18 protein-coding genes are annotated in these 19,538 nt (G+C 66.0%); 9 read left to right on the forward strand and 9 right to left on the reverse strand.

Annotation, left to right across the window (positions count from 1 at the left end; genetic code table 11):
- Positions 1–46: 46 nt before the first annotated feature.
- The gene (locus CXQ91_RS17365) at positions 47–2,005 is read right to left on the reverse strand and encodes a hypothetical protein (protein WP_146072374.1); all 1,959 of its coding nucleotides are present in this window, start codon (positions 2,003–2,005) and stop codon (positions 47–49) included.
- 347 nt (positions 2,006–2,352) lie between these two features.
- Between CXQ91_RS17365 and CXQ91_RS17370 the strand changes: the two genes are divergently transcribed.
- Entirely contained in the window at positions 2,353–2,919 is a 567-nt protein-coding gene (locus CXQ91_RS17370; protein ID WP_104175149.1) for an NAD(P)H-dependent oxidoreductase, read from the forward strand.
- Positions 2,920–3,070: 151 nt separating this feature from the next.
- A complete protein-coding gene (locus CXQ91_RS25355; RefSeq protein WP_258074070.1) occupies positions 3,071–3,949 on the forward strand; it encodes a GerMN domain-containing protein in 879 nt (292 codons plus the stop codon).
- Positions 3,950–3,998: 49 nt separating this feature from the next.
- Here the strand turns inward: CXQ91_RS25355 and CXQ91_RS17380 are convergent, their stop codons facing one another.
- Positions 3,999–4,844: an isocitrate lyase/phosphoenolpyruvate mutase family protein gene (locus CXQ91_RS17380; protein ID WP_104175150.1), complete on the reverse strand. Its 846-nt coding sequence runs from the start codon at positions 4,842–4,844 to the stop codon at positions 3,999–4,001.
- A 124-nt stretch (positions 4,845–4,968) separates the two neighbouring features.
- On the opposite strand from CXQ91_RS17380, the gene CXQ91_RS17385 reads away from it, so the two are divergent.
- From CXQ91_RS17385 to CXQ91_RS17395, 3 genes are all read left to right on the forward strand, one after another.
- On the forward strand, positions 4,969–6,261 hold the full coding sequence (locus tag CXQ91_RS17385; protein ID WP_104175151.1) for a PLP-dependent aminotransferase family protein: 1,293 nt from the start codon (positions 4,969–4,971) through the stop codon (positions 6,259–6,261).
- A 96-nt stretch (positions 6,262–6,357) separates the two neighbouring features.
- Positions 6,358–6,789, forward strand: a complete 432-nt coding sequence (locus CXQ91_RS17390) for a universal stress protein (RefSeq protein WP_104175152.1) — start codon at positions 6,358–6,360, stop codon at positions 6,787–6,789.
- A gap of 48 nt (positions 6,790–6,837) precedes the next feature.
- Positions 6,838–7,575, forward strand: coding sequence for a VOC family protein (locus CXQ91_RS17395; protein ID WP_104175153.1), 738 nt, complete (start codon positions 6,838–6,840; stop codon positions 7,573–7,575).
- A 24-nt stretch (positions 7,576–7,599) separates the two neighbouring features.
- On the opposite strand, the gene CXQ91_RS17400 is transcribed toward CXQ91_RS17395, so the two are convergent.
- Positions 7,600–9,183, reverse strand: coding sequence for an AMP-binding protein (locus tag CXQ91_RS17400; protein ID WP_104175154.1), 1,584 nt, complete (start codon positions 9,181–9,183; stop codon positions 7,600–7,602).
- 229 nt (positions 9,184–9,412) lie between these two features.
- Between CXQ91_RS17400 and CXQ91_RS17405 the strand changes: the two genes are divergently transcribed.
- Entirely contained in the window at positions 9,413–9,751 is a 339-nt protein-coding gene (locus CXQ91_RS17405) for a hypothetical protein (RefSeq protein ID WP_104175155.1), read from the forward strand.
- A gap of 122 nt (positions 9,752–9,873) precedes the next feature.
- Here the strand turns inward: CXQ91_RS17405 and CXQ91_RS17410 are convergent, their stop codons facing one another.
- The 4 genes from CXQ91_RS17410 to CXQ91_RS17425 all read right to left on the reverse strand — a co-directional run bounded on the left by CXQ91_RS17410 (position 9,874) and on the right by CXQ91_RS17425 (position 14,937).
- Entirely contained in the window at positions 9,874–11,415 is a 1,542-nt protein-coding gene (locus CXQ91_RS17410; RefSeq protein ID WP_104175156.1) for a dihydrolipoamide acetyltransferase family protein, read from the reverse strand.
- Between the two features lie 39 nt (positions 11,416–11,454).
- A complete protein-coding gene (locus CXQ91_RS17415) occupies positions 11,455–12,435 on the reverse strand; it encodes an alpha-ketoacid dehydrogenase subunit beta (protein ID WP_104175157.1) in 981 nt (326 codons plus the stop codon).
- The gene (pdhA, locus tag CXQ91_RS17420) at positions 12,435–13,670 is read right to left on the reverse strand and encodes a pyruvate dehydrogenase (acetyl-transferring) E1 component subunit alpha (RefSeq protein WP_104175158.1); all 1,236 of its coding nucleotides are present in this window, start codon (positions 13,668–13,670) and stop codon (positions 12,435–12,437) included. Before pdhA ends, CXQ91_RS17415 begins: the two co-directional genes overlap by 1 nt.
- 148 nt (positions 13,671–13,818) lie before the next feature.
- Complete coding sequence (locus tag CXQ91_RS17425) at positions 13,819–14,937, reverse strand: histidinol-phosphate transaminase (protein ID WP_181038933.1); 1,119 nt, start codon at positions 14,935–14,937, stop codon at positions 13,819–13,821.
- 60 nt (positions 14,938–14,997) lie between these two features.
- Here CXQ91_RS17425 and CXQ91_RS17430 point away from each other — a divergent pair, with 60 nt between their 5' ends.
- Positions 14,998–15,423, forward strand: a complete 426-nt coding sequence (locus CXQ91_RS17430; protein ID WP_104175160.1) for a phage holin family protein — start codon at positions 14,998–15,000, stop codon at positions 15,421–15,423.
- Positions 15,424–15,428: 5 nt separating this feature from the next.
- On the opposite strand, the gene CXQ91_RS17435 is transcribed toward CXQ91_RS17430, so the two are convergent.
- Together CXQ91_RS17435 and CXQ91_RS17440 are read right to left on the reverse strand one after the other, a co-directional pair.
- The gene (locus CXQ91_RS17435) at positions 15,429–16,856 is read right to left on the reverse strand and encodes a hypothetical protein (protein ID WP_104175161.1); all 1,428 of its coding nucleotides are present in this window, start codon (positions 16,854–16,856) and stop codon (positions 15,429–15,431) included.
- A complete protein-coding gene (locus tag CXQ91_RS17440; protein ID WP_258074073.1) occupies positions 16,856–17,161 on the reverse strand; it encodes a hypothetical protein in 306 nt (101 codons plus the stop codon). Before CXQ91_RS17440 ends, CXQ91_RS17435 begins: the two co-directional genes overlap by 1 nt.
- 211 nt (positions 17,162–17,372) lie before the next feature.
- On the opposite strand from CXQ91_RS17440, the gene purB reads away from it, so the two are divergent.
- Together purB and CXQ91_RS17450 are read left to right on the forward strand one after the other, a co-directional pair.
- On the forward strand, positions 17,373–18,815 hold the full coding sequence (gene purB, locus CXQ91_RS17445; protein ID WP_104175163.1) for an adenylosuccinate lyase: 1,443 nt from the start codon (positions 17,373–17,375) through the stop codon (positions 18,813–18,815).
- Positions 18,812–19,483 carry a histidine phosphatase family protein gene (locus tag CXQ91_RS17450; protein WP_104175164.1) on the forward strand — a complete coding sequence of 224 codons (672 nt, stop codon included), beginning with the start codon at positions 18,812–18,814 and terminating at the stop codon, positions 19,481–19,483. Before purB ends, CXQ91_RS17450 begins: the two co-directional genes overlap by 4 nt.
- The last annotated feature ends 55 nt before the right edge of the window (positions 19,484–19,538 follow it).

Here is a 19,538-nt window from a genome sequence, read left to right on the forward strand (position 1 = left end):
TCCCAATGGCGTCCCGCAAATCCGCCCGTCAATTCAGTCCGTCAATTCAGTCCGCGCTGATTGTTCGTGCGAGCAGATTGTCGGGCAGCCCTTCGGATTTGAGGAAGTCGCGGAGCGTTGAATCAAGAACCACGGAAACCTCCGGGTCCGCTGCCAGGACATTTTCCGTGGCTTTAGCGAGATTCCCGCCATACCCCTCGTGGAGCGGCCGCAGTTCCTCCACCAGTCGGTTCGTATTCTGGTTGAGCGTGCCGGTCAGCGACAGATACCACGTGGCTGCCAGCAGCGGATCAATCTGCTCGGAATTAATGATGTACATGGCATCCCCCCGGTCCGCCGAATGGGACTCTGCGTCATGGAAGAGCTCCGCGGCGGCCTCAGCGTTCCTGCTGGTGTGTGCCTCTATCGTGGACATTCCTTGCTGGTACGGCGTCATTGGATCCATGCCGAGCGGTTTTGTGTCCTGGACGGTAAGCCCAAAGACCTGCGTCGACGCCAGGGCTGCAAGGGTCGACATGACCGCGAGCCCCTTGGGACGGCCATACCTTTGCGATGCAAGCCACCGCCCCACCAGGGCCGTCACGGCAATGCAGGCAATTATGGGCAGGATGAGCTCCACCGCCAGTGCCAGCTTGAGCGAGTAGTAGTTGACTTTCCCCACGCTGATGATCTGGTAAGCCCCGACGCCAATTACGACTGCCAGGCCGACAACGGGGATAACAATGAGCCTGGCCGCGGCAGGCAGCTTTCCCTGCCCGGCGAGGAATTGCTTGAAATTTCCGTGAACCAGCAATATTGACGCCGCCAACGCGACAAGGAACGTGGCAATTTCCACGCCGTGGGTGGAACTCGGGACCCGGCCTATGGCCGTCACGACGGTCCCGGTCTCGATTCGGGAAATTTGCAGGCCAACAAGGACCAGGCCCAGGAAGGCGACCGCCGCCGTCGCGCCGTTCCACAGCCACCCGTTCCTTGTCCCCTGCCACCGCTGCCGCTGCCGCGACCACGGGAAGGCAGCAAATACGGCCAGCGGTACCACCAGAAGCAGCAGCAGTGCCCACGTGTTGGCCATCCCGACAATCGCGGCGGCTGCGGTGGCGAACACCACGGGCCGGGCCAGGGAATCCGCGAAGGACACGGCGATCATCAGGCACGCCAGCAACGCAACACCAACGAGGAAGTTTTGGAAAGCATGCAGCGTGGCGATGGAAGCGGTGCCGAATGACCACGCCGTGATGGCCAGGACGACGAAGGGCGTGCACATCAGTGGCCGTTCCCTGATCCACGGCAGCGATGTGAGTCCGGCCGTCACCATCACTGTTGCACCGACGGCAGCGAGGGAACTCAGCCGGCTGTAGCTGACCAGCTCGATACCCAGGTGCCCGGGTGCATGCCCGACGGCAAGGTCGGCCATCGTTGCGAGTGCCGCATGGAATCCTTGCGGATACTCAATGAAGCTCCAGGGATGGCCGCTGTCCGAGAGGCCGGCCATCGGGATGACGGTGCCGTGGCTTCGGAGCATGTTGAACATACTGAAATGTGAAGAGTTGTCCCAGCTGGCCAGCAGGAGCCCCAGCGCCTGGGGACCCGTGAAGACGAGAAAGTATGGCATCAGCGCTGCGGCCCCGAGGGCTGCGGCAACCACTATCAGGAAGTCTGCCTTGCCGACCGACGGGACGAGGGCGGCCGCCGCGGCTTTGCGGTTTTGGGACCCGGCGACCCACATCGCAAGCCCGGATATCAGGCCTCCGAGAAGCAACTGCCCCCATCCCGGGAAATTCGCGGGGACGGGAATCCACCACAGCAAGGGAACGGCTCCAAAGAACAGGCAGCCCAGGACGACTATCCGCTGGGACAATCCGCGGGATGTCGGCACTGCTATCGCCAGCAGACCCGTCAGCGCCAGGAGCCACCATCCGTGGAAGGGCTGCGCCTGCGCCAGCAGCAGGAACGCTGCCATCATGATCAGCCCGAGGCAGACGCCAAGGCCCCTGCGGTTCCTCATCGGGTTTGGCCGGCTTTGAGCCGCAGAAGCTGCATGGCGGTCGGCTGTCTCCAAGGGGTGGGGCACGTGGACTCCGTGGGCTAGGCGGGGAACTTGTCGGCGCGATGCAGTCCCTTCGGACACAGACCCTTCCCCAGTGATCATGAACCGCTGCCGCATAAGCGACCGCCCTTGAGTCTAATCCAGCGGCGGAAGAAGGGCGGTTTGGGATGAGCGTCACACAAATAGATTCCGGTCGGGTGGGAATATTATTCGGACCGTAGTCCGTTTAGCAGAGTGAAGGTTCCACCAAGCCTCCACAATCAACCAGCCGGCGGACCTCCCGCGGCCAGACACTAGGAGTTCATATGTCCAAGAGCACCGTACTTACGCTGGTCGGCAGCCTGCGTGCCGAATCCACCAACCAGAAGCTCGCCGAAGCCATTCAGCTGAATGCGCCCGAGCAGGTTGAGGTTGTTATCCACGAAAGCCTGGGCAATATCCCGTTCTACAACGAGGACATCGACGTCGAAGGCCAGGTTCCGGCCGCCGCCGCAGCCCTCCGCGCCGCCGCCAATGACGCGGACGCCCTGCTTCTGGTCACGCCCGAGCACAACGGAACCGTACCGGCCGCGCTCAAGAACGCCATCGACTGGCTGTCCCGCCCGTTCGGCGCCGGCGCCCTCAGCGGCAAGCCCACCGCCGTGGTCGGCACCGCTTTCGGCCAGTACGGCGGCGTCTGGGCGCAGGACGAAGCCCGCAAGGCCGCAGGCATCGCCGGCGCCGTTGTCCTTGAGGACGCCAAGCTGGCGGTTCCCGGCTCGATGGTCCGTTTCGCCGAAGTCCACCCCAAGGACGACGCCGAAGTTGTCGAGCAGATCAAGGGAGTCTTCGACGCCCTGGCCAATGCCAGGACTGCCGCCGAAGCGGCCTGATTCACCGGCTAACCCCCTCATTGAAGGACCGGCATCCATCGGGGATGCCACTCCAGTCCGCGTAAAACGCCCCCGGCAGCTGCCGGGGGCGTTGTGCGTCACCGTTCCGTGATGGAGCTGACGCAAAACCGTCACTCTGCACATATTCCGCATGCAGACGCACCGCCGTAACGTGGAGACGGGGACGTGCGAGAGCTGGAAGTGCGGTGCGTTCATGATGTTCACGCCTGGGACCCGGGCAGCTGCGGCTGTGGCCGCTTGTATGATTCCGCTGTGGCTCGGATCGTGCTCACTACCGTCAGCATCGTCATCGGAAAGCTCAGCGGTCCGGGCAGCCGGCACTCCGGCTCCCGAGCCGCTGCCGGCGCCTGTTCCCGCCACCATCGCCGTCGAGGTCACGCCCCCGGAGTCCGCCGCTTCCAGCCCGGCGCCGAGTCCCCGGACGGGCGGCAGCATCGCGCCCCAGGCCGGCGCCAACGGCGGGGGCGCTGCGACCGTTGACGGTTCCGCCAGCGGAAACCTGCTGCCCGGCGCAACGGCTTCAGGCAGCGCGGCCTCAGGCGGCTCCGGCTCGGGAGCCCTCACGGCGCCGGAGGCAACGGCCGCGGGCGGTCACGCGGCACTGCCCGGCGAGCTGCCCGGCGGTACGCCTGTGTACTTCGTGGCACTGGACGACGGCGGCAGTACCGGAGTGCGGTTCGGCTGCAACGACAGCCTGGTGGCCGTCTTCCACAGCCCCGCTGCGGCGGCCGAACCCCTCCGGACCTCCCTCGCGATCCTGCTGGGCAGCGTCGCCCCGGCCGGGCTGTACAACTCCCTGGACAGCTCAGACCTGGAGTACGTGTCCGCCTACTTCGACGGCACCACCGTGGTGGTGAACCTGACCGGCACGGTCCGGCCGGGGGGCATCTGCGACATCCCCCGCCTGGAAGCCCAGCTCACGCACACGGCCGTCTCCGCCGTCGGAGCGTCGCGGGCAGAGATCTACGTGGACGGGCGGCGGCTGGCAGACGTCCTGAGCCTGCGGTAGGACGGGGCGGCCTGCCCCGCAGGCCAACTCGCGGGCCGACCCTAACAATTCAGTCCCGCCGGAACAGTTCGTCCATTGCCGCGTGGCTGCGGGCGCCGGCCAGTTCGGACCAGTTGCCGTCACCGAGCACGTCTTCGGCCACCCGGGACACTGTGGCATAGGCAGCCTTCGCAGTGTTGCCGCCGATGCTGACCCGGCGGACGCCGGCGTCGTGCAGCTCCCCCACGGATGGCGCGCCCAGTCCGGCCAGCGCATTTAGGGGCGCGGCAATCCGGCGGGACAGGTCGTGGAGCACGTGCAGGTCCAGCACCCCGGGGACGAATATTCCATCAGCCCCCGCGGCCAGGTACGCGTCCGCGCGGCGGACGGTTTCCGCAAAAGCGGTATCCGGAAAACCGCCGGACAGGTAGGTGTCGGTGCGCGCGTTGATGAACAGGTCAACACCAGCTTCCTCCGCCGTGCGGCGGACGACGGCGATGCGGCGGGCCTGTTCTTCGACACCCGTTAGCGGCTCCTCGCCGGAGTCCTCGAAATTCACGCCGACCGCGCCGGCGGCCAGGACCCGGCGGACGGTTTCGCGAAGCTCCCCGTCATCAAACGCGCCGTCGACGTTCGCATAACCGGTCTCAATGTCCGCCGTCACAGGGAGTGGCGTGGATGCAGCGATCCGGCTAAGGGCAGCCATGGCGAGTTCCCGTGGCAGGTGATTTCCGTCCGGAAAGCCGAGGCTCCACGACAGGGCCGAACTGGACGTCGCCAGCGCGGCCGCCCCCGCCTCCTCAACGAGCCGGGCCGACGCCACATCCCAGACGTTCACCAGGACTAGCGGCGCCGCGTCCGCGTGGAGTGCGTGGAAGGCCGCGGCCAGGGGTCCGAGGTGGCTGTGCGTAGTCATGGGTCTATTCCATGCCCTCCGCCGCCCAAGGTAAAGCAATTGCCATCCGAGCCGGTGCGGCGCGCCCTACATTCCCGTGAACAAACGTTGCCTGATTGACAACATGTAGCTGTATCCTGTGAGTGTGACCCACGAAACACTTGATGCCGCGGCAGATGTCCTGCCGGCCGAAGCAATTGACGCAATCGAACGCGCGGCAACGTCCGCCCACCGCCACGATGAACTTTTCTCGGAGCGCGCAGCCAACATCAAGCAGTCCGCAGTCCGCGACGTCTTTGACATCTCGCTGCGCCCGGGCCTCGTTTCGCTGGCCGGCGGCAGCCCCTATCTGCAGTCCCTGCCCCTGGAACGGCTTGGCCAGACGGCCGCGAAGATCATCGCCGAACAGGGCATGACGGCACTCCAGTACGGCAGCGGCCAGGGCACTGAAGAACTCCGCACCCAGATCTGCGAGGTGATGGCGGCAGAGGGAATCCTCGATGCGGATCCCCGGAATGTTGTGATCACCGCCGGTTCCCAGTCAGCCCAGGACGTGGCCACCAAGGTGTTCTGCGATCCAGGCGACGTGGTGCTGGTGGAGGACCCCACCTATGTGGGTGCCCTCAACACGTTCGAGGCCTACCAGGTGGAGGTGGCCCCGGTTCCCATGGATGAGCACGGCTTGGTTCCCGACCTCCTGGAAGCCCGGATCGCTGCCCTGCAGACTGCCGGCAAGAACATCAAGTTCCTGTACACCATCCCCAACTTCAACAACCCCTCCGGCATCACCATGGCCGAGGACCGGCGGCAGGAAATCGTCAATATATGCCGGAAGGCGAATATTCTGGTCCTGGAGGACAACCCCTACGGGCTGCTGCGCTTTGACGGCAAACCACTGGCTCCGCTGCGTGCAGCCAACCCCGACGACGTCATCTACATGGGCTCCTTTTCGAAGATCTTCGCCCCGGGCCTGAGGATCGGCTGGGCCCTGGTGCCGGCACACCTTCAGCGCCGCTACTACCTGGCCTCCGAAGCCGTGACCCTGTGCCCGTCCACCCTGAACCAGATGCTGGTTTCGGCCTACCTGCGGGACTACGACTGGAAAGGGCAGATCGAAACGTACCGCGGGCTTTACGCCCGGCGCTGCCAGGCTATGCTCGCCGCCCTGGAGGAGTACATGCCGGAGGGGCTGACTTGGACCCGGCCCGAGGGCGGTTTCTTCGTCTGGGTGACTCTGCCCGAGGGCGTGGACACGTATCCGCTGCTGCGGAAGGCAATCGACGCGGGCGTGGTGTTCATCCCGGGAGCGGCGTTTACGCATTCGGACGAACCGTCCAACAAGCTGCGCCTCGCCTTCAGCGCCGTTCCCCCCGAAGCCATCGCCGAGGGAGTACGGCGACTCGCTCCGGTACTGCGGGACGCCATTGCCGCCCTGTAGCCTGAGTCATTGCTGCATGGCGCTGGGCATATTTCACTAGGCTGGTTTCACAAGGCGAACTTTTACAAGGCTGGCCGATCCCTAAGGAGCAGAAGCATGACCGGAATTATTGTTGTCGGCGTTGACGGCAGCGAGACTGCAATGCGGGCCGCGGAAACAGCGCAGGGCCTGGCCATATCCCTCGGGGCGACCCTCCACGTGGTCACTGCATTCGACAGTGACCGCACAGAGGTCTACGGGAGCGGAAGTGACCGCTGGATTGTCTCCGATGCCGGGGAAGCCGAGAAAGTGGCCAAGGACGTTGCATCGCGGCTGCGTTCGGAAGGCCTAAAGGTCACATATTCCTCGGCCCGGGGCAAGCCGGCGGAAGCCCTCATCAAGGAAGCCGAGCGTTTCGACGCCCAAATGATCGTGGTGGGCAACCGCCGTATGCGCGGGCTCGGCCGGGTCCTGGGCAGCGTTGCCAACAGCGTGGCGCACAACGCCCCGTGCGATGTCTACATCGCCAAGACGGACGTCGCCGACTAGGGCGTGCCTCCTATACCCGGGTTTAACCCGGGTATAGGGTCTGGCGGTATGGCGCTGCGACTTGTTCAGGTGAATTTCAAGGCTCGGAATGACTCGGCCCTCGGCCGGTTTTGGGCGGAGGCGCTCGGCTGGGGTGTGTCCAGCGAGGGACCCGGGGTGACCAATGTTGAACCTTTGGGCTTCGCCTGGCCGGACCCCACCGCCGTGTGCGTCGACGTCGTCACCGTCCCGGACCCCGAGACGGTGAGGTACCGCACGCACCTCGATCTCGCCACCAGTTCTGCGGCCCATCAGGCGGAGCTGGTGGCGCGCCTGTTGGAGCTCGGTGCGACGCCCGCGGATGTGGGCCAGGGTGATGTGCCGTGGACGGTCCTGGCCGACCCGGAGGGCAATGTGTTCTGTGTACTGGAGCCTCGGGAGATCTACCGGGATACCGGGCCGATCGCCACGGTGGTGGTCAACTGCGCGGATCCGCGGGCCATGGCCCGGTTCTGGAGCGAGGCTACGGACTGGACCTTGCACGAGGTGAACGACGATCATGCGAGGCTGCGTTCGGGCAAGGGTGTCGGACCGTATCTAGAATTACTTCGCACGTCCGGCGTGGAGACCGTGTGGAACCGTGTCCATCTCGACCTGATGCCGTACCCCGGTGATGATCAAGCGGCGGAGGTGGCCCGGCTGCGGGCCCTGGGCGCCACTGACGCCGACGTCGGCCAGGGCGATGTGCCATGGGTGTGCCTCGCCGACCCGGAGGGCAACGAGTTCTGCGTCCTCACCCCCGGCTGACGCAGAGCCTAGGGGAGATACGCCCTAGCCATTCCATAGAAGCCTGCGCAGGATTTTCCCGGAGGAGGACTTAGGCACGGCCTCGATGAACTCCACCCGGCGGACCTTTTTGAAGGGCGCCACTTTGGCGGCCACAAAGTCTATCACGGCCGCTTCATCGAGAGCCTGACCATGCTCTCCCGGCTGCCGCACAACGAAGGCCAGAGGCACTTCCTGGCCGTCGGCGTCGGGCGTTCCGATCACCGCGGCGTCCGCAATGCCGGGGTGCGTCAGCAGCAATGCTTCGAGTTCCGCCGGGGCGATCTGGTAACCCTTGTATTTGATGAGTTCCTTGAGCCGGTCCACAATCGTCACCACACCGTCGGCCCGGACCGTCGCAATGTCGCCAGTGTGCAGGAAGCCCTCTGCATCCAGCGTGTCCGCCGTTTCCTCCGGGCGGTTGAGGTAACCAAGCATAACGTTCGGTCCCCGGCACAGCAGATGGCCGGGCGCGCTGGTGCCCTCCGCCGGAATTTCGAGGTCCTCGCCGGTGGCAAGGTCCACCAGGCGGCATTCCATGTTGGGCACCGTGAAGCCCACCGAGCTCACCGGCACGTCCGTGGCGTCCGCCGGGATCAGGTGCGACACCGGGCTCATCTCCGTCATTCCGTACCCCTGCAGCACACGGCATTGCAGCCGTTCGGCGAGGGCAGCACCGAGTTCACCGTCCAGAGGCGCAGCGCCGGACAGTGTGGTGTGGACCGAGCTGAGATCGTACTCGGCAACGAGCGGGTGCTTGGTCAATGCCACGGCCACCGGCGGGGCGATGAACAGGTAGGTGCACTTGTGGTCCTGGATCATCCGCAGGAACTCGGCGAGCTCGAACCTGGGCATGGTGACCAGGCAGGCCCGTTCCCGCAGGGCAATATTCAGCAGGACGGTCAGGCCGTAGATGTGAAAAAACGGCAGCAGGGCGAGCAGCCGGTCCTGGGGCCGCACGTTCAGCAGCCCGCGGGACTGTTCCACGTTGGCCACGAGGTTCCGGTGGCTCAGCTTCACGCCTTTCGGCCGCCCTGTGGTCCCGGACGAGTACGGCAGCACCGCCACGTGGGTTGCCGGGTCAAAGGAAAGGCTCGGGGCCGGCACGCCGGCGGTGAGCAGGTCCTTGAGCGACAGGTGCCCCGCGGCGCCGTCGAGCACCACCAGCCGGTCTGCCGGGATTCCGGCACGGTCGGCGGCTTCCTCGGCGCCCGGGAGCAGTGCCGAGACGGTGAACAGCCAGGTGGCCCCGGCGTCCTGGAGCTGAAGTGTCAGCTCATCGGCGGTGTAGAGCGAGTTGACGGTGGTGATGGCGGCGCCGGCCCGGAGCAGTCCGTGGAAGACCGCAGCGAACGCGGGAATGTTGGGGCACAGCATCGCGGCAACCCCGTGCGGCCCCAGTCCGAGCGCTGACACCGCACCCGCCACGGCGTCGATCTGCGCAACCAACTGGCGGTAGGTGGTCTCCGCCCCGCTGACCCCGTCCACGACGGCGGTCCGGTCCAGGTCCGCTTCGTTGAGGCCGTCAAAAAGGTACTGGTAAATGCTTTGGTCCGGGATGACCACGTCCGGGAAGGGGCTCGAAAACACGCAACATCTCCTTTGATCCGCTCCAGCAGCTGGCGGCAATTGACGGCGGCAGCTGCTGCAACTCTAGTTCGGCATGTCAAGCATTTGGTGCCCCCCGGCTTGACCGGCATCACGCCCCCGGGTGGGCAGCCTCACCCCGTTTTCGGCGGAATGGCGCGGTTTTCGCCGGTAAAATTGAGGGGTACTCGATGAAGCGGACATCCAGTACCGACGACTTCAGGGGAACATTATGCTTACGCTTCAGCGGCGCCAGCTCGTAGGCCACGACATCCTTCTTGCCCGCCACGGCAACCACATCAGCACCATGCGTGTGGACCGCGCCAATGACCGGGTGATCGCGTTCCTCGACGACGGGTCCACGGACAGCGCCCCCAACCTCATCACGCCCGGCCTGAACCTGCCGGAGACCGTCCGAAGCGTCATGCGCGATGACTGGAAGTTCTTCGCGGTGGTGACGGCCTGCCTGACCGGTTTTTCCGGTGCGATGATCGCAGCGGCTGTGGGCCTCAGCGGCATGTCGTCTGACCCTGCACTGGCACAGCTGCTCGCGACGTACCCCGCCTACTAGGCCGCTCCCGCAGACTAGCTTCCTCAACTAAACGCAAAAAGGAACCCAGCCGCTGAATTCCAGCGGCTGGGTTCCTTTTTTGCTTGGCCGTCCCAATCCGGAAGGTCCTTGCCCAGGTGGCGCTAATCCAGCAGGAGGGCCGGCTCCTCGAGGATGGCGGCGACGTCGGCCATAAAGCGTGCCGAGAGGTCTCCGTCCACCACGCGGTGGTCGAACGAGCCGCCTAGGGTAGTGATCCAGCGGGGAATGACTTCGCCGTCCAGGACCCAGGGCTTCTGCTTGATGGTGCCGAAGGCCACGATGGCCACTTCGCCGGGGTTGATGATCGGAGTACCGGTGTCGATGCCCAGGGCTCCGATATTGGTGACGGTAAGGGTGCCGCCCTGCATCTGGGCAGGCTGGGTCTTCCCGGCCCGGGCCGTCGTGGCAAGGTCATTGAGTGCCAGCGCCAGTTCCTTGAGCGAAAGGTCCTGGGCGTTCTTGATGTTCGGAACCATCAGGCCGCGGGGGGTGGCCGCCGCGATGCCCAGGTTCATGAAGTGCTTGACATGGATCTCCGCGGTATCGGTGCCGTCGGCGTTGTCCACCCACGTGGCGTTGACGCTGGGGTTCCGGGCGGCCGCCCAGATCACGGCTTTGGCCAGGATCAGCAGCGGGGAGACCTTGATGCCCTCGAAGTCACGCGATACCTTGAGCCGCTTGACGAACTCCATGGTGCGGCTGGCGTCGACGTCCACGAAGATGCTGACGTGCGGGGCGGCGAACGCGGACTCCACCATGGCCTTGGCCGTGGCTTTGCGGACGCCCTTGACGGGAATCCGCTCGATGCGCTGGTCCTGCGGCCGTCCGGACTTGCCCCAGAAGGTGTCCGCCTTGTCCACTTCGGCGTCGCGCTGGGACTGGTAGCTCACCAGGTCCTCGCGGGTGACCTCGCCGCGTGCGCCGGTGGCCACGACGTCGGCCAGATCGATCCCGAGGTCCCGGGCGATTTTGCGCACAGGAGGCTTCGCGAGGACCCGGTTCACGAGGCCGCTGATGGTGCCGCCGAGGGTCGGGCGCGCAGCGCCTTCTTCGGCGGCTGCCGCAGCATCGGCGGCGGATGGCGCACCGGAGTTGATCCAGATGCCCTGGGCCTCGACCGGTTCGGCCACCGGGACGGGCGCGGCCACCGGCGACGGCGCTGGTGCTGACACGGGTGTTACGACGGCGGCCGGCGAGGCCTTGCGCGGGCGGCGCTTGACGGCGTCGGCCTTGGGACCGGATCCCACCAGGGGGCCGGCGGCACTGCCGGCAGCTGCTGGCGCCTCGACGTCGTCCTCTGGAAGGATTCCGTACATTGGTGCGTCAGCGGGGGGTGCGACAGCGACCGGGGCCGCCGGCACTGCAGGAGCAGGGACATCCGCCGGCGTGGGGTCACCGGAAACGGCGTCGCTCACGCTGATGATCGGCGTGCCGACGTCGACAGTTACGCCCACCGGCACGAGAAGCTCCGTGACCGTGCCGGCAAACGGCGACGGCAGCTCCACGAGGGACTTGGCCGTTTCGATCTCGCACAGGATGTCGTTGATCGCGACGGTGTCACCGGGCTTGACGTTCCAGGAAACGATCTCGGCCTCGGTGAGTCCCTCGCCCACGTCGGGGAGGTTGAACTTGTTCACAGTCATGGGGTCCTCGGTTTGGAAGGCGTCATCAGTAGGCAGTCGTCAGTAGGCGAGGGCGCGGTCGAGCGCCTCCAGGATGCGGTCGATGTCCGGTAGGTAGTCCTCTTCCACCTTGGCCACGGGGTAGGGCATGTGGAAGCCCCCCACACGGATCACCGGGGCCTCGAGGGACAGGAACGCCCGCTCGCTGATCCGGGCCGCGATTTCCCCGCCGATGCCGCCGAACGTGGGTGCCTCGTGGGCAACAATCAGGCGGCCGGTCTTCTGGACGGACTGGGTGACGGTGTCGAAGTCGATCGGCGAGATGGACCGCAGATCGATGACCTCCACGCTGTGGCCGTCCTCGGCCGCGGCATTGGCAGCTGCCAGCGCCACCGGAACAAGCGGACCGTAGGCGACCACCGTGGCGTCTGTACCGTCCCGCAGAACGTGTGCCCTAAAAGGATCCTCCGCGCGCCCCGGCGCCTCGACGTCCACGTCGCCCTTGAGCCAGTAGCGCCGCTTGGGTTCGAAGACGATGATCGGGTCCTGGCATTCCACGGCCTGCTGGATCATCCAGTAGGCGTCGTGCGGGTTGGACGGGGTGATGATGCGCAGCCCCGCGGTGTGCGCGAACAGCGCCTCGGGGGATTCGGAGTGGTGCTCCACCGAACCGATTCCTCCGCCGTACGGAATGCGGATGACAACGGGAACCGTGAGGTTGCCGTTGCTGCGGGCATGCATCTTGGCCAGCTGCGTGGTGATCTGGTTGAACCCGGGAAAAACGAAGCCGTCGAACTGGATTTCGCAGACGGGGCTGTAGCCGCGCAGGGCCAGTCCGATCGCCGTGCCGATGATGCCGGATTCAGCCAGCGGGGTGTCCACAACGCGGTCGGGCCCGAACTCAGCGATCAGCCCGTCGGTGACGCGGTAAACGCCGCCGAGCGGGCCGATGTCCTCGCCCATCAGCAGCGACTTGGGGTTGTTGGTCAAGGCGGCGCGGAGGCCTTCGTTGATGGCCTTGGCAATGGTCATGGTGGTCATCAGTTGGCCGCCTCTCCTGCTGCCGCGTCGGAACCGGCACCGTCGTCAAATCCCGCGCTGTACTGCTCAAACCAGGCCAGTTCCTCCGCCACGAGCGGGTGCGGCTCCACGTACGTGTTGGCGAACGCGGACCGGATGTCCGGCGTTTCGAGGTCGTGCGTGGTGCGCCTGACATAGGCGGCAAGTTCGTCGCCGTCGGCCTTGACCTTGGCAAAGTAGTCGTCGTCGGCAAGCCCCGCCGAACGCAGGTACTTTTCCAGCCTGGCCAGCGGATCCTTGGCCCGCCAGGCATCCTCCTCGGCGGACTGGCGGTATTTCGTGGGATCGTCTGCCGTGGTGTGGGCACCCACACGGTAGGTGAAGGCCTCGATGAGCACCGGACCGTTCCCCTGCCGGGCATGGTCCAGCGCCCACTCCGTCACGGCGTGCACGGCGATGACGTCGTTGCCGTCCACGCGGATGCCCGGGAAGCCGTAGCCCTTGGCGCGGTTCGACAACGGAATGCGGGTCTGCACGGTGCTGGGCACCGAGATGGCCCAGTGGTTGTTCTGGCAGAAGAAGACCACCGGCGCCTTGTAGGAGGACGCGAAAACCATGGATTCGTGCACATCACCCTCGGAGCTGGCACCGTCCCCGTAGTACGCGATGACCGCGGCGGGAGGTTCCGTGCCCGCGGGATCCGACGACGCTGCGAGCTGCTGGTCCCGCTGGATGCCCATGGCGTAGCCCACCGCGTGGAGTGTCTGGGCGGCCAGGACCAGGGTGTACAGGTGGAAGTTCGTGTCCTTGGGGTTCCAGCCCCCGTTGGACACTCCGCGGAACTGGCGGAGCAGCTCGGCCAGGTCAACGTTGCGGGTGAGGGCGACGCCGTGTTCACGGTAGGTGGGGAAAATGTAGTCCTGCGGCTGGCTGGCCCGGCCTGAACCGATCTGGGCGGCTTCCTGGCCGGTGAGCGGCACCCAGAGCGCCAACTGGCCCTGCCGCTGCAGCGCGGTGGCTTCCTGGTCGAAGCGCCGGATGGCTGCCATGTCCGCGTAGAATCCCCGCAGCTTTTCGGCGTCGAGGCGGTTGGCGTATTCGGAAAACACCGAGTCCTCGCCCAAAGTGCCGTCGGGCCCCAGGAGCTGGACCATGGGTGCTGCAGGCTCACCCAGAACGGCCTCGGCTTCCGCCTCGAGCTGGTCGTCTACCCCGGTTCCGTCGAACTCGGTAGCGGGCAGATGTGTGGCGCCCATACCGTCTCCTCGCTTGCCGCACTAAGTGCATCGCAATATCGCTGGGATATATGCCGGATCGGGAATACATTCCCCGTCCGGCATATATTTTGGCTTACTGTCCCTTACTTTATCCGCAGTAGGCGGAGCCCGGGCGTTATGTTAAGCGCTAGGAACGCCGTGGCGGCTTTGTATAGTTCGCACAGAGTTCGAGGAAGCGGGTGTTCGCTTCCACCTCGCCGATGCTCACCCGCACGCCCTCGTTGCCGAAAGCCCGGACGGACAACGCCTGCTCTCCCGCCAGTGCTGCGAACTCCGCACTGTTTTCACCCAGATCGAGCCACACGAAGTTGCCCTGGGCGTCCGGTACGAACCAGCCGAGGCTGCGCAGTCCGGCCGTGACACGGTCGCGTTCGTCCACCAGGCTTTGTACCCTTTCTACAACCTGGCTGAAGTTTTGCAGCGATGTGATGGCCGCCCGCTCGGCGATCTGGGATACGGCGAACGGCGTGGCGGACACGCGGAGATGCTGTGTGAGGTCCGGGTTGGAGACGCTGTACCCCACGCGCAGGCCAGCCAGCCCGTGCGCCTTGGAGAAGGTCCGCAGGACCACCACATTGGGGTATTTGCGGTACATCTCGATGCCGTCCACGGCGTCCTGGGCCCGCACGAACTCCTGGTAGGCCTCGTCGATGACAATGACGACGTCCGACGGGACCTGGCGAATGAACCGTTCGGATTCGCCCTTTTCCAGGATGGGACCGGTGGGGTTGTTGGGTGTGCACAGAAGGATGACTTTGGTTCGCGCCGTCACGGCGGCTGCCATGGCATCCAGATCGTGGCGGCCGTCGGCGGTCAGCGGGATCCTGACGCTCTCTGCCCCGGCAAGCCCGACGCAGATGGGGTACGCCTCAAAGGACCGCCAGGCGTAGATGACTTCGTCGGCTTTGCCGTCGTCGTTCTGGCCGGCGAAGGTCACCAACAGCTGGTTGAGGGCGCCGAGGCTTCCTGCGCCGGTGACGATGTCCTCGGCCGGAACGTTCAGGAAGTCCGCAAGCGCGCCGCGGAGCTTGCTGCTGAGGGGATCCGGGTAGCGGTTGAAGTCCGTCTGGTCCGCGATGGCCTGCAACACTGCAGGGATGGGCGGAAGCGGGTTCTCGTTGGAGGAGAGTTTGTAGCTCTCGAGGCCCTCCACGGCGGCGGGAGGCTTGCCGGCGGCGTAACGGGGAAGCCTGTCCACCACCGGGCGGGGCCTGATTCCCCCCGCGGTGTTCTCTGGTGAAGTCATGCCAACTAGCCTACTTCTCCGTCCCTGCCGGTTTCCTCCGCTGTATGAAAGCATGGGGCCATGTTTTCTTTCATCGTGCGTGTTCTCATTAACGGCTTGGCTCTCTGGATTGCGAGCTGGATCCTGCCCGGCTTGGACATCTCCACCACCGCGACGACGGAAGCAGTGGCCCAGGGCGGCGTCACGCAGGGAACCGACCCGCTGGGCGTGGTCCTTGCCTACCTCTTTATCGGCCTGATCTTCGGCTTGGTCAACGCACTGGTACGGCCCGTCGTGAGCCTGCTGTCCCTGCCGATCACCATCCTGACGCTGGGGCTTTTTACCATCGTTATCAACGCGGCCATGCTGTACCTGACGTCCTGGCTGAGCAGTTACACCCCTGTCCACTTCACCATCGACTCGTTCTTCTGGACTGCCGTGCTGGCAGCCATCATCATCACTGTGGTTTCCCTCGTGGCAGGCAAGATCACCGGAGTCCGGCGCTAAACCGGCTAGCGTGCAACCCATTTGGCCGCGCCCGAAGGCGGCGGACCCGGCTTGCTGGCGGGCGTAGCCAGGGGTTCACGGTTGAGCGCGAAGCGGGTGGCGGTGCCTGTACCACCCGCACCCAGGACACCGGCCAGGACCGCCGTGTTTGCTGCCAGGGAGGGATTTTCACTCGCGGAAGCTGCCTTGGCCCCTGCCTCGTAGTTGGCAAGTTTGTGGCCGGGTCCGAGCCCGGGGTCCTCACCCGGCGGAGTGACCGCCCTGCCGGTCAGCGTGACCGTGACCCTGTCCCGGGTGTCCGGATTGGGTGTCCCGTCGCTGCCGGGGACCCAGTCCTGGCGGTGTTCCAGGTGGAGCGACGTGATTCCTGGCTGCGGCGTGATTCCGCCGACCGGTGATCCTGCCGTCAGAACGTACTTGAGGTCGAATTCGGCCAGCAACGCCCTGTCGCTGCTGAGGTTCATGGCGTGCGCGCCGCCCTGGCTGTAGCCCACAGCCACAACCTGGTCCCCCTTAACGGCACCGGCCTGGTGCAACGCCGACAGCACGGCCGCAGTCACGTGTTCCGAGCCGTACCCCAGCGCCTCTGCAATCCCCGCCTCATCCAGCGGGTTGCTGCCCCCGGGCGGCTCGCCGGGCTGGGTGCCTGGAATGATGACAACGAACGCCCTGCGGCCGCCGTTCTCAACCTGGACGACCTCAATCCTTCCGTGGCCGTCGGCATCCAGCTCACGGAGCCTGGCGAGGAGGCCGGCGGGCGAGGTGTCCACGGCGACGTCGCGCGTGAGTTCCTCGACGGCGGTGACCGGCCGGGGTTTCAGCATGGGAAAGGAGCCCTCCGCAAGCCGGCGGATCAACGGGCCGATGGCGGAAAATTCCCGGCCCGCGGCCATTTCGGCCGCCAAGGCAAGTGACAGTTCCTTGGGGGCAATGCCCAACGCCAATCCGAGTGACAAGGGAGGCGCCAAGGCCTCGGCGGCGTCCCGGCTCAGGAAGTTGGATTGGGTCAGATCCACGAACAGCAGGGGCAGGAAGGCCCAGCCGTCCTCGGGCTGGGGGACTCCTGTTGCCGCACGCGCCTCCGCTTCTTCGTAGTCGCGGCGGCTCGCCCGGACCTGGCTGCTGAGGTGCTGCAGCTCTTCCCTGACGGCGCGGACCGACTGGCCGCCCTCACCGACAGCGATGAGTGCCGCGGTGCCGCTGGGCCGCGGTTCGTACTGGTATGGACAAAGCTCTTCCCAGATCCGCCGGACACCGATCTCAACCGCGGCGAGCTCGTCGGCCAGGCCGTCCAGTTCAGCCGCACCTGCGATGAGCTCCTCCAGCTGGAAACGGATGCCGCCGACGCCGCCGCGGATCCGCATGTCCCCGTCCGTTGCCGGCTCCAGCGGAGCCAGCGGTCCGCCGCTTCCGGAGGGCGTGGCCTCGGCCATCAGAAACCGCCTCCGGGGGTCCGTTGGGAGGAGACCGGGACCTGCTGTGAGTGGCGGAGTACGGCTTCGGAGGCCGCCATCAGCCGCTCCCTTGCGCGACCCAGCGCGGCCGCCTGCAACGAAACGGCGGTGCGGTACGCCTGCCCGGCGGGCGACTGCCACTCCGCCATCTGCACGCGCCGGAACCTGATCATCGAGGCGTCGAGGCTGTTCGCGAAGTCAGCAACCCGCCAGGCCAGTTGCTGCACTTCGAAGCTCCGTGAGCCACACGCATTGGCATCTGCTGCGGTGATGCTGCCGCTCATTTCCATTCCTCCTGTTCATTTCGGTTGGCCTAGCTGTCCGTTCCGGAATTTTCGGTGATCCCGACGCTACGGAACGCTGATGCGGCCTGGAACTGCCGGCGTCGGCCATGTGGATAATCCGGACGCCGCGGCGCACCGGCAGTGCCGGGGAGGGAAAGTCACACGGACACTGCGCTTAAGGGGCGGCGCGACTTCGTGAAAGAATCAGGACATGCCTGAAACTGCCACCACAGCTGACACCCGTACGCCTTCCGGACGCCTGGCCCTTGCCGCCTCGCCGGACCAGATTGCCCTTGGCCCGCTGGACGGACGGTACAAGTCCGCCGTCGCGCCCCTGGTGGACTACCTGTCCGAGGCGGCCCTCAACCGGGACCGCGTGGCCGTGGAAGTTGAATGGCTCATCCACCTGACCAGCAACAACGTGCTGCCGGGCGCAGGCCCGCTGACAGCGGAGCAGCAGGATCAGCTTCGCGCCATCGTGACTGAGTTCGACTCCGCGTCGGTTTCCGAGCTGGCCGAAATCGAGGCCGTGACGGTGCACGACGTCAAGGCCGTGGAGTACTACATCGGCCGCAGGCTGCCGGCGATTGGCATTGAACGGCTGACGGCCATGGTGCACTTCGGGTGCACGTCGGAAGACATCAACAACCTCTCGTACGCCCTGGGCGTCAAGGGCGCTGTGGAGGACGTGTGGCTGCCCGCCGCCAAGGCGCTGGTGGCCCAGATCAGCAAGATGGCCGACGACAACCGCGGTGTTCCCATGCTGTCCCGCACCCACGGCCAGCCCGCCACGCCCACCACGCTGGGCAAGGAACTGGCCGTCATCGCGCACCGCCTGACCCGGCAGCTGGACCGGATCGCGAAGACCGAATACCTGGGCAAGATCAACGGTGCCACCGGCACCTATGCCGCCCACGTGGCCTCCGTGCCTGGCGCCGACTGGCAGCAGGTCGCGAAGTCGTTCGTCGAGGGACTGGGCCTGACCTGGAACCCGCTGACCACCCAGATCGAAAGCCACGACTGGCAGGCCGAGCTGTACGCCGACGTCGCGCGCTTCAACCGGATCCTGCACAACGTGTGCACGGACATCTGGAGCTACATCTCCATCGGCTACTTCGCGCAGATCCCGGTAGCAGGCGCCACCGGGTCCTCCACCATGCCGCACAAGGTCAACCCGATCCGCTTTGAAAACGCCGAGGCCAACCTGGAAATCTCCTCCGGGCTGCTGGACGTCCTGGGGTCCACACTGGTCACCTCACGCTGGCAGCGCGACCTCACCGACTCGTCCTCGCAGCGCAACATCGGCGTGGCGTTCGGGCACTCCCTGCTCGCCATCTCCAACGTCGTCAAGGGCCTGGAGCGCCTGGATGTGGCCGAGGACGTCCTGGCCGGCGACCTCGACACCAACTGGGAGGTGCTGGGCGAGGCCATCCAGATGGTGATGCGGGCCGAGGCGATTGCCGGCGTCGAAGGCATGGAAAACCCTTACGAACGGCTCAAGGACCTGACCCGCGGGCAGCGCGTGGACGCCGCCCGGATGCAGGAATTCGTGCAGGGCCTGGGCCTCTCCGCGGACGCCGAAGCACGGCTGCTGGCCCTGACCCCGGGCAAGTACACCGGCATAGCGGACCAGCTGGTGGACCACCTCAAATGAGGCTCCTGCTCATCCGGCACGGCCAGACGCCCGGCAACGTCCTGGGCCAGCTGGACACCGCGCACCCGGGGCCCGGGCTGACGGAGCTCGGCGAGCGACAGGCTGAGGCATTGTCCCGCGCCCTGGCGAACGAGCGGATCCACGCCCTCTACGCTTCCACCCTGATCCGGACGCAGATCACGGCCGCACCCCTCGCCCGGGTGCACGGGCTGGAAACCGAAGTGCTCCAGGGCATTCACGAGATCGAAGCCGGGGCGCTGGAGAAGCTGACCGACCACGAATCGCACAAGCGCTACCTGGGCACTATCTTTTCCTGGGCCGGCGGCGAGCTGGACCGCCGCATGCCTGCCGGGCCCAGCGGCCGGGACTTCTTCGGGCGCTACGACGCCGCGATCGCCAAAATAGCGGCACGGGCAAACGGAGCGGGCAACTCCGGATCCGTAGCCGTGGTCAGCCACGGCGCTGCGATCCGCGTGTGGGCCAGCCTCCGGGCCGGCAACATCGAACCCGGCTTTGCGGTCAGGCACGCGCTGGACAATACCGGAATCGTGGCACTGGACGGCGATCCCGACAACGGCTGGGAGCTCATCCACTGGGACGACAGCCCCGTGGGCGGCCTGGCGCTGGCAGACCCCACCGCTGAAGATCCCACGGGCAGCCCGGCCTAGCGGCGGCAACCTACGCCACTAACCGGCACTGGACTGCTCCCCTGAACCCGGCCAT

Origin of the sequence: Arthrobacter sp. Y81 (assembly GCF_002929335.1) — a bacterium.
Classification (GTDB): domain Bacteria; phylum Actinomycetota; class Actinomycetes; order Actinomycetales; family Micrococcaceae; genus Arthrobacter.

Excerpts from the sequence above, each read along its gene's own strand:
- CXQ91_RS17365 (WP_146072374.1), bottom strand. The coding sequence starts at position 2,005 with ATGAGGAACCGCAGGGGCCTTGGCGTCTGCCTCGGGCTGATCATGATG.
- CXQ91_RS17370 (WP_104175149.1), top strand. The coding sequence starts at position 2,353 with ATGTCCAAGAGCACCGTACTTACGCTGGTCGGCAGCCTGCGTGCCGAA.
- CXQ91_RS25355 (WP_258074070.1), top strand. The coding sequence starts at position 3,071 with ATGCAGACGCACCGCCGTAACGTGGAGACGGGGACGTGCGAGAGCTGG.
- CXQ91_RS17380 (WP_104175150.1), bottom strand. The coding sequence starts at position 4,844 with ATGACTACGCACAGCCACCTCGGACCCCTGGCCGCGGCCTTCCACGCA.
- CXQ91_RS17390 (WP_104175152.1), top strand. The coding sequence starts at position 6,358 with ATGACCGGAATTATTGTTGTCGGCGTTGACGGCAGCGAGACTGCAATG.
- CXQ91_RS17395 (WP_104175153.1), top strand. The coding sequence starts at position 6,838 with ATGGCGCTGCGACTTGTTCAGGTGAATTTCAAGGCTCGGAATGACTCG.
- CXQ91_RS17405 (WP_104175155.1), top strand. The coding sequence starts at position 9,413 with ATGCTTACGCTTCAGCGGCGCCAGCTCGTAGGCCACGACATCCTTCTT.
- CXQ91_RS17410 (WP_104175156.1), bottom strand. The coding sequence starts at position 11,415 with ATGACTGTGAACAAGTTCAACCTCCCCGACGTGGGCGAGGGACTCACC.
- CXQ91_RS17415 (WP_104175157.1), bottom strand. The coding sequence starts at position 12,435 with ATGACCACCATGACCATTGCCAAGGCCATCAACGAAGGCCTCCGCGCC.
- pdhA (WP_104175158.1), bottom strand. The coding sequence starts at position 13,670 with ATGGGCGCCACACATCTGCCCGCTACCGAGTTCGACGGAACCGGGGTA.
- CXQ91_RS17425 (WP_181038933.1), bottom strand. The coding sequence starts at position 14,937 with ATGACTTCACCAGAGAACACCGCGGGGGGAATCAGGCCCCGCCCGGTG.
- CXQ91_RS17430 (WP_104175160.1), top strand. The coding sequence starts at position 14,998 with ATGTTTTCTTTCATCGTGCGTGTTCTCATTAACGGCTTGGCTCTCTGG.
- CXQ91_RS17435 (WP_104175161.1), bottom strand. The coding sequence starts at position 16,856 with ATGGCCGAGGCCACGCCCTCCGGAAGCGGCGGACCGCTGGCTCCGCTG.
- CXQ91_RS17440 (WP_258074073.1), bottom strand. The coding sequence starts at position 17,161 with ATGAGCGGCAGCATCACCGCAGCAGATGCCAATGCGTGTGGCTCACGG.
- purB (WP_104175163.1), top strand. The coding sequence starts at position 17,373 with ATGCCTGAAACTGCCACCACAGCTGACACCCGTACGCCTTCCGGACGC.
- CXQ91_RS17450 (WP_104175164.1), top strand. The coding sequence starts at position 18,812 with ATGAGGCTCCTGCTCATCCGGCACGGCCAGACGCCCGGCAACGTCCTG.